Annotated in this window: 6 protein-coding genes; 4 read left to right on the top strand and 2 right to left on the bottom strand. The window is 67.6% G+C overall.

Annotated features, from left to right (window positions below):
* Both ACJMK0_RS13955 and dusA read left to right on the top strand, forming a co-directional pair.
* A partial coding sequence (locus ACJMK0_RS13955) for an AMP-binding enzyme (protein ID WP_405238532.1) occupies positions 1–677 on the top strand: 677 nt, incomplete at its 5' end.
* A 358-nt stretch (positions 678–1,035) separates the two neighbouring features.
* Positions 1,036–2,019, top strand: a complete 984-nt coding sequence (gene dusA / locus ACJMK0_RS13950; RefSeq protein ID WP_405239036.1) for a tRNA dihydrouridine(20/20a) synthase DusA — start codon at positions 1,036–1,038, stop codon at positions 2,017–2,019.
* Positions 2,020–2,028: 9 nt separating this feature from the next.
* Here dusA and ACJMK0_RS13945 read toward each other — a convergent pair whose 3' ends face one another.
* Together ACJMK0_RS13945 and ACJMK0_RS13940 are read right to left on the bottom strand one after the other, a co-directional pair.
* Entirely contained in the window at positions 2,029–5,295 is a 3,267-nt protein-coding gene (locus ACJMK0_RS13945) for a S41 family peptidase (RefSeq protein ID WP_405239035.1), read from the bottom strand.
* 56 nt (positions 5,296–5,351) lie between these two features.
* Positions 5,352–6,803 (bottom strand): M28 family peptidase, encoded by a 1,452-nt coding sequence (locus tag ACJMK0_RS13940; RefSeq protein WP_405239033.1) that lies wholly within the window; start codon positions 6,801–6,803, stop codon positions 5,352–5,354.
* A gap of 163 nt (positions 6,804–6,966) precedes the next feature.
* Here ACJMK0_RS13940 and ACJMK0_RS13935 point away from each other — a divergent pair, with 163 nt between their 5' ends.
* Positions 6,967–7,779: a class I SAM-dependent methyltransferase gene (locus ACJMK0_RS13935; RefSeq protein ID WP_405239031.1), complete on the top strand. Its 813-nt coding sequence runs from the start codon at positions 6,967–6,969 to the stop codon at positions 7,777–7,779.
* Positions 7,780–7,926: 147 nt separating this feature from the next.
* Positions 7,927–8,829: an adenylate/guanylate cyclase domain-containing protein gene (locus tag ACJMK0_RS13930; RefSeq protein ID WP_405239030.1), complete on the top strand. Its 903-nt coding sequence runs from the start codon at positions 7,927–7,929 to the stop codon at positions 8,827–8,829.
* Positions 8,830–8,837: the final 8 nt, after the last annotated feature.

The following is an 8,837-nucleotide window of genomic DNA, read 5'->3' as shown; positions in this document are numbered from 1 at the left end:
ACGTGACCGGCTTCAACATGACCGAGGTATCCACGCCGCTCATCAGTGACGTCAACTCCGAGGTCCAGTACGCCTGCGGCCGGCCCCGTACCGGCGTGGAATGCCGGCTGGTGGACGAGAACGACATCGAGGTGCCGCGAGGCGAGCCCGGCGAACTGATCGTCCGTTCCGACCTGCCGTGGACCATGAACGCCGGCTACATCAACATGCCGGAGGCGACGGCCCGGGCCTGGCGCAACGGCTGGTTCCACACCGGCGACGTGTTCCGCCAGGACGAGAACGGCGAGTATTTCTTCGTCGACCGGCGCAAGGACACCATCCGGCGGCGCGGCGAGAACATCTCCTCGCTCGAGGTCGAGGCCGAGGTGATCCGCCACCCCGAGGTCGACGAGGTGGTCGCCGTCGGCGTGCCGAGCGAGTACACGGAGGAGGAGGTGCTGATCGTCGTCGTGCCGAAGGCCGGCGCGAGCCTCGATCCGGTGGCGCTCACGGAGTTCCTGGTGGAGCGCCTGGCTTATTTCATGGTGCCGCGCTACGTGCGCATCGTCGACGAGATACCGAAGACGGAGACCAACAAGCCCCGCAAGGTGCTGTTCCGCGAAGCCGGCGTCACCGACGACACCTGGGACCGCGAGGCGGCGGGCATACGCCTGAAGCGCGAGCGGCTCGGCTCGTGAAGCCGGACGACGAGACTGCCGACCGACTGCGCCTCATTGCATGACGGATATTATTCAGACGGCCGGGGCTGTGACACGAGACTGCAGGTTATAGGCCAGCGCTACCGGAAACAGAACTGGGTGTGCAGATCGTGACATCCATGCCACCGATCGGCTTCTTCTTCCTCCTCCCGAGGCACGAGGGCGTGATCTCGAAAAGGTTCGGTCAGTAGGACTACCTGTCTGCCCACTAGGCAAATCAAACTGCGATATTGCCAGTGCGACTATTGCGGGTCTTGGCCTGGGACAGGCGATAAACAATATTGGCTGATAGCCCCTCGGCTACGCATCCCTATGACATTCCTGCCAAAATAGCGACGTGAATAATTGCCCACATCGCCGAGAAATCCAGGTTGCGCCGATGATGGATTGGACAGACCGTCATTGCCGCTACTTCCATCGCCTGTTGTCGCCATCAGCTCTACTATACACCGAGATGGTGACGGCCGAAGCCCTCGCCCACGGCGACTTCAACCGCCTCCTGGATTTCGATGCGGCGGAGAAACCGGTCGTTCTCCAGGTCGGCGGCTGCGATCCGATGAAGATGGCACGTGCGGCCCGCCTCGGCGCCGACGCAGGCTACGACGCCGTCAATATCAACGTGGGCTGCCCGAGCGACCGCGTACAGGACGGGCAGTTCGGCGCCTGCCTGATGGACTGTCCGGAGTTAGTGGCCGACTGTTGGCGTGCGATGTCCCAAGCGGTGGATGTGCCCGTGACGGTGAAGACCCGCCTCGGCATCGACGACAAGGACAGCGACGAATTCTTCCTGCGCTTCGTCGATACCGTGGCGGAGGCCGGTTGCACGACGTTCATCGTGCATGCGCGCATCGCGATCCTGGCCGGTCTCAGCCCGAAGGAAAACCGCACGGTACCGCCGCTGAACTACGAGCGGGTGTATCGGCTGAAGGAGCGCTACCCGGAGTTCGAGATCGTGATCAACGGCGGCATTACCTCGGTGGAAGAAGCCCGCGCACAGCTCGATCGCGTGGACGGGGTGATGCTCGGCCGCGCGGCCTACCACACGCCCTGGGTCCTGGAGGAACTCGAGCGCGCACTGGGCGACCCGGCCGCGGCACCCGCCAGCCGTCACGCCGTGGTGGAGCGGATGCTGCCTTACATCGAGGCGCATCTGGCCGCCGGCGGCCGCCTTCACCACGTGACCCGGCACATGATCGGGTTGTTCGCCGGCTGCCCCGGCGCGAAGCAGTGGCGGCGGACGCTCAGCGAGAACGCCCACCGCCACGATGCCGGCGTGGAAGTGGTGGAGGAGGCCCTGACGGCGCTGCCGCGGGCCGCCTGACCGCGCCAATCAGTCGGTACGCACCGGGTCCGCCGGGCGCTGCGGGATGCGCGGCGGATCGGCCTGGATGCGCTGCATTACCTCGGCGATACCGCGCGCGAGCTGCGGGTCGCGGCCCTCGAGCAGCGCGACCGGGTCGTTGTCCACGACGATGTCCGGGCTGACGCCCTCGCCCTCGACGTCCCACTCGCCCTGCGCGTTGGCGTAGCCGAACTGGGGCACGTAGACCTCGCCGCCATCCAGCACCGGGCCGTGGTTGGTGATGCCGATGACGCCGCCCCAGGTGCGCTTGCCGATGAGCGGGCCGAGGCCCGCCTCCCGGAACATCCAGGGGAAGATGTCGCCGTCCGATGCCGAGGTCTCGTTGATGAGGCAGACGAGGTGCCCGGGGAAGACGGTGTAGGGATAGGTGTTCGGACGCTCGTTGTGACGGCCGTACGATAGTCCCAGGATGTTGCGGCGCAGGCGTTCGATCAGCATCTGCGAGACGTTGCCGCCGCCGTTGGAGCGCACGTCTACCACGATGCCGTCCTTGCGGATCTGCGGGTAGTACCACTTGATGAACTCGCGGATGCCGTTCGCGCCCATGTCCGGGATGTGGATGTAGCCCACGCGGCCGTCGGTGGCCTCGGCCACCTTGTGCCGGTTCTCCGCCACCCAGTTCAGGTAGACGAGACTCGACTCGCTCGCGAGCGGCTCCACCAGCACCGTGCGTGCGTCCTCGAGGTCGGGCGTCGCGCCGACGGTGAGCTGCAGGGGCTGGCCGGCCGGGACGGTCAGCAGCGCGTACGGGTTCATGGCCGCCGTCAGCTCGCGGCCGTTCACGGCCAGCAGGTAGTCGCCCTCGCGCACGTCTACACCGGTCTCGGTGAGAGGTGACCGGTAACGCTCGCTGTCGTTCTCGCCAGGGAAGATGTCGGCGATGCGGTAGCGCCCGGCATCGGCATCCAGCGCGAAGCGCGCGCCGAGCAGCGCCACGTTCGGCCGGGCGGGCAGGCCCTCGTCGCCGCCGGCGATGTAGGCGTGGGAGGCGTTGAGTTCCGCGATCATCTCGCCGATGAGGTAGTTGAGATCGGAGCGGTGGGAGACGTGCTCGAGCAGCGGTTCGTATTGCTCGCGCACGGCCTGCCAGTCGAGGCCATGCATGTTCTCCACGTAGAAGTAGTCGCGGAAGCGGCGCCAGACCTCCTCGAAGATGGTGCGCCACTCGGCGCGCGGGTCGATGTCGGCCACCAGTTTGTCGGTGGCGACGGCCTTCGTCTCCTGTTCCGCGCCTTTGGCGATGTCGTAGACCTTGTAGCCGTCCTGGCCCTGCACCATCACGAAGCCGCCGTCCGGCGACAGGCTCAGGCCCTGGATGCCGGCCGCCAGTTCCTTCGCTTCCCGGTCCTCGATGCTGTAGGTCATGAGCCGCGGCTGCTGCAGCGGTTCGCGGCCGTAATAGAAGGAGTCGGTAACCACGTACAGAAGATGCTTGCCGGTGACGGCGAGACCCTGGATGTTGGTGGGGGTGACGCCGGGTACCCGGAAGTAGCGGCCGGCAAGGCCGTCGAAGTCGATGCGGACCTTCGGCGCTTCGGCCTCATTGTCCTCGTCGTCCTTCTTCTCCTCTCCTTCTTCGATGACCGGGTCGGCGTTCTCCGGCGCGAAGGGGTTGCCGGCATCGGCGGTCAGGGCGAGGCCGAGGATGCCCACCTGGTCGACCAGGGTGTAGTTGAACTCCCGGGTGCCGATCTGTGGCTGGAACATGCGGTCGCCGAGGAAGTACAGCGCCTTGCCGTCCGGCGACCAGGCGGGCGAGCGGTCGTTGAAGAACTCGTCGGTGACGCGGTGCAGCTTCTCGCGCCCGGCGTCCCAGACGTGGATGGAGCGCAGGCCCGAGGGCTCGCTCAGGCTCAGGGCGAGCCAGCGGCTGTCCGGCGACCAGGCGTAGTCCGCCGTGTCGCCCTGGGCCTCGTCGGCCGCGATCACCGGTTCGCCGCCGCCGTCGGTGCGCGCCACGAAAATGCGGCCCGTGGCGTCGTGCCAGGCCAGGCGCTCGCCGTCCGGTGAGAAGGCGGGCGCGGAGTAGCGCGTCCGGTAGCCTTCCGAGAGCTGCACCGGATCGCCGCCGGAGGAGTCCTCCACGTACACCTCTTCCTCGCCGGAGAAGTCGGAGACATAGGCGATGTGGCTGCCGTCAGGCGACCAGGCCACCTCGCGCTCGTGGGCGTTCGAGGTGCCGGTCAGGTTGATGGCCAGGCCTTTTTCCACCGGCACGCTGAACAGATCGCCACGGGCGACGAACAGCGCCCGGCGTGCCTGCGGCGACAGCGCGAAGTCCTCGATCTGGCCGGCAACGCTGACCTGGCGCGGCCGTGCCGGCAGGAGGTCGGAGGGCACGGTGATGGTGAGGCGCCGGTCTTCGCCGGTGGCCGTGTCGTAGACGTAGATGGCGCCGTTCAGCTCGTAGGCGATGCGGCCCGCGCCATCGGTGCCGGGCCAGCGCACGTCCCAGTCGGTGTAGCGAGTGAGCTGGGTGGTCTCGCCGGTGGCGGGGTCGTGGCGGTAGAGGTTGAAGCGGCCGTCCCGGTCGGAGGCGAAGTAGGCGGCGCCGTCGATCCACATGGGATCGCGGTCCGAGCGCTCGTGGGTCGTTACCGGCGTGGCCTTGCGGCCGGGGATATCCAGCAGATACAGGTCCTGGGCCCAGCCGCCCTGGTAGCGCTTCCAGGTGCGGAAGTCGCGCATCAGCGGTGAATAGAACAGCCGGTCGGCACTGCCCGCGAAGGTGGCGGCGCCGGCTCTGGGCAGCGGCAGCGGTTCCGGCAGTCCGCCCTCGCGGCTCACGGTGAACAGGCGCCCGTCGCCCAGACCCCAGGCATCGCGCAGGGAGCGGAACAGCACCCGCTGGCCGTCCGGCGTCCAGCCCTGCACCAGGTGGTCGTAGCCCCAGCGGGCGGGCAGGGGACCCTGGGACGGATACCAGGTCAGCTGGCGCGGTTCGCCGCCTTCCGCCGGGATGACGTAGACCTGCTCGGCGCCGTCGTACTGGCCGGTGAAGGCGATCTCGCTGCCGTCCGGCGAGAACTCGGCGAAGATCTCCAGCCCCGGATGGCTGGTGAGCTGGCGCGCGCGGCCGCCGTCGGCCGACACGGTCCAGAGGTTGCCGGCGTAGGTGAACACCACCCGGTCGCCGTGGATGTCCGGGTAGCGCAGCATCAGTGTCTCCGCCGCCACGCCGGTGCCGGCGAGGAAGGCGAGGGCGGTCAGGGAGAGTGTCAGTGTCTTTCTCATGGTTTCGTCCGTGATGATGACTCTGGTCGTGAGTGGGGTAAGCCGTATCGGCCCGATCAGCGGGACTCGCGGGGCTCGACGGCCAGCCGGCCGAAGTCGCGCTCGATGTTCGCTGAGATCCAGGCGAAGGCGGCGTAGGCGGCCACGTTCTGGTCGATGGCCTCGCGGTCGATGCGGTCGATCGTGTCGTTGGCCGTGTGGTGGTAGTCGAAATAGTACGTGCCATCCTGGGTCAGGGAAAACACCGGCATGCCGCCGGTGCGCAGCGGCCTCAGATCCGCGCCGCCGCCGGCGTCGTTGCCGCCGCGCTCGATGCCGAGCGGCGCCAGCACCTCGTGGATGCCGGCCACCAGGTCCATCGCTTCCGGCGCCACGTTGGAGGAGATGCGCCAGACCCGGCCGGCGCCGAAGTCGGCCTCGGTGCCCACGATGTGATTGGCGAATTCCTCGTCGCTCATCTGCCGGTATTTGCGCGCGCCGGACAGGCCGAATTCCTCGTTGGCGAACAGCACCACGCGGACGGTGCGGCGGGGCGCGGCGTCCAGCTGACCGATGAGGTGGGCTGCCGCCGTGACGATGCCGACGCCGGCGCCGTCGTCCAGCGCGCCGGTGCCGAGGTCCCAGGAGTCGAGGTGCGCGCCCAGCAGCACAATCTCCTCCGGTGCCTCGCGCCCGGGGATCTCGCCGATGACATTCGCCGAGGTGGTGGGCGGCAGCTGGCGGGCGGTGGAATGGATGCGCAGCACCGGCTCGGCGCCGGCGGCGATGCGGTAGGCCAGCAGATCGGCGTCCGGTGCGGACAGCGCGATGGCGGGGATGCGCCGGATGGAAAGATCGTAGAGCTGGGTGCCGGTGTGAGGCGCGCGGTTGTCGCTGGTGCCGACACTGCGGATGACGACGGCCTCGGCGCCGAGCTTCGCCGCCTCCCGCGCGCCGTACAGCCGGATGGGTACGGTCTCGCCATAGCCCTGGCCGTCGCGGGAGCGCTCCATGCGCTGGTCGATGAAGACGATGCGGCCGCGGATGTCCTCTGCGTCGCGGTCCCGCAGGTCCTCGAGGCCGGTCACGCGGATCACGCCCGCCTCGATGCCGGCTTCGCCGGTGCCGACGCTGCCGCCGAGCGAGGTCGCGGCCAGCGGAACCGGGTTTTCACCGAGCAGCGTCACGGAGAGCGTGCCTCGATCCCAGTGGGGCACTTCCACTTCCTGGGTGCGCACGTTCTCCAGACCGAGCGCGCGAAGCTTGTCGACCGCCCAGCGCACCGCGGCGCGGTCGCCCGGTGAGCCCGCCATGCGCGGTCCTACCTCCATGGTGAGGGACTCGACGATGTCGTAAGCCGGCGTGCCCGCGAGCGCGGCGTCGCGCAATGCGGCGGCGCTCTCCTTCAGGTCGTCGGACAGCGGCTGTGCGGCGGCTGCCGCGGCTACCGCGAACAGAGTCAGGGCGAACAGGGGAATGGCGGCGAGTGCCGGCAGGCCGGCACGCCGCGTCGGCGTGAATGGCGACATGGATGGCTCCGAGACAGTTTGCAGAAATGGTTTGCGATGCGGTTTGCGCCGGATTGTACCGAAAGCTGCCGGGCAGTACGCATAGCCGCCCACGGCGGCAGCCTATACAATTCAGCGGCGGCAGGACCGCGTCCTCTCCTTATAAGAAAGGTACAGTCACCCTATGGGCAAGGCACAGCGCAAGCAGACAATGGCCGAGCTCGCCGACAGGCACGAGCTCTACGAGGAATCCGTCCAGGACGTCGAGGTGGAAGTGGACTTCCTCCTCGATACTTTCAGCGAACTCCGCGGACGCACGCCGCAGATCTTCCGCGAGGACTTCTGCGGCACGGCCAGCGCCTGCTGCGAGTGGGTGCGGCGTGGCAGCGACTGCCGCGCGGTCGGGGTGGACCTGGATCCGGAGGTGCTCGACTGGGGACGCCGGAATCGGCTCTCCCGCCTGACCCACGACGAGCGCGACCGGGTCAATCTCATCGAGGACAACGTGCTCACCGCCAACACGGGCATCGTGGACCTGATCGGCGCGTTCAACTTCAGCTACTTCATCTTCGATACCCGGGACGAGATGCGCCGCTACTTCGAGCGCTGCCGGGAGTGCCTGGCGGACGACGGCATCCTGTTCCTGGACGCTTTCGGCGGCTCCGAGACCATGGACGTGGTGAAGGAGGAGACCGAGCACGACGACTTCACCTACGTGTGGCACCAGGCCGAGTACCACCCGGTGACGGGGTACATGAAGTGCCACATCCACTTCAAGTTCCCGGACGGCTCGAAGATGAAGAAGGCCTTCAGCTACGAGTGGCGCCTGTGGACGCTGCCCGAGATCCGCGAGCTGCTGCTGGAGGCCGGTTTCAGCAAGGCGACCGTCTACTGGGAGGGCGAGGACGAGGACGGCGAGGGCAACGGGGAGTTCACGCCGGAGTCGGAAGGCGAGCCGGACCCCGCCTGGATCGTCTACATCGTCGCCGAGAAGTAGGGCGGCGGATTGCCGGTGTCGGTGGATTGGCCGCACGGATTAGACATAATGGGTGTCAGTCGGCGCCCGGGTCTGCGTATAATCGAACGGGAAACCGGGTAAGGTTCCTCGCGTATCCCGCCGGCAGCAAAGGCTTTCGGACATCGCATGACCACAGACGCTGAAGTCGCAATACTCTTCGCCGACGTCGTCGGCAGCACCCAGCTCTACGAGACGCTGGGCGACGACCGCGCCCGCGAGACGGTGGCCGAGTGCCTCGAGATCATGAAAGCCGCCACCGAGGAGACCGGCGGCACGGTCATCAAGACCATGGGCGACGAGGTGATGGCCACCTTCCCCACGGCCAACGCCGCCATCGGCGCGGCCGCGGCCATGCAGAAGCGCATCAGCGACAACGAGGAGCTGATCGGCGAGGGCCACAAGGTCTCCATCCGCATCGGCTGTCATTACGGCCCCGTGGTGCAGGAAAACCGGGACATCTTCGGCTCCGCAGTGCACACCGCGAATCGCATGACCTCCCAGGCGAAGGCGCGCCAGATCATCACCACCGACACGATGGTGCAGCAGCTGGACGAGGACTGGCAGGCGCTGGTCCGCCAGATCGACATCGCCACCGTGAAGGGCAAGCGCGACGAGGTGGCGCTCTACGAGGTGCTGTGGCAGCCGGAGGAGGCCACCAGCATGCTGCCGACCATCGGCTTCGAGGAGCAGGGCGCCGACAAGCCGGCGAAGCTCGTCCTCTCCTACAACGGCAAGGAGGTGGAGATGGACGCGAAGCGCACCAGCATCTCCATGGGCCGCGCCGACGAGAACGACCTGGTGGTGAAGGGCAATCTGATCTCGCGCATCCACGCCCGGGTGGAGAAGCGCCGGCACCGGTATTTCCTGGTGGACGAGAGCACCAACGGCACCTTCATCCAGACCATGCAGGGCGAGGAGATCTTCGTGCGCCGTGACTCCGCCGAACTGGCCGGCGAGGGCATCATCGGCCTGGGACGGGTTGCCAAGCCAGGCAGCCCGCTGGCCATCCACTACATGCTGGTGCGCTGAGTCCGGCG

Source organism: Lentisalinibacter orientalis, assembly GCF_040706535.1.
GTDB classification, from domain to species: domain Bacteria; phylum Pseudomonadota; class Gammaproteobacteria; order Steroidobacterales; family Woeseiaceae; genus Lentisalinibacter; species Lentisalinibacter orientalis.
Note: the sequence above shows the minus strand (reverse complement) of the source record. Positions and strands in the feature narration are given on the sequence as shown.

Coding starts and splice junctions, on each gene's coding strand:
- ACJMK0_RS13940 (WP_405239033.1), bottom strand. CDS start 6,803: ATGTCGCCATTCACGCCGACGCGGCGTGCCGGCCTGCCGGCACTCGCC.
- ACJMK0_RS13935 (WP_405239031.1), top strand. CDS start 6,967: ATGGGCAAGGCACAGCGCAAGCAGACAATGGCCGAGCTCGCCGACAGG.
- ACJMK0_RS13930 (WP_405239030.1), top strand. CDS start 7,927: ATGACCACAGACGCTGAAGTCGCAATACTCTTCGCCGACGTCGTCGGC.
- ACJMK0_RS13945 (WP_405239035.1), bottom strand. CDS start 5,295: ATGAGAAAGACACTGACACTCTCCCTGACCGCCCTCGCCTTCCTCGCC.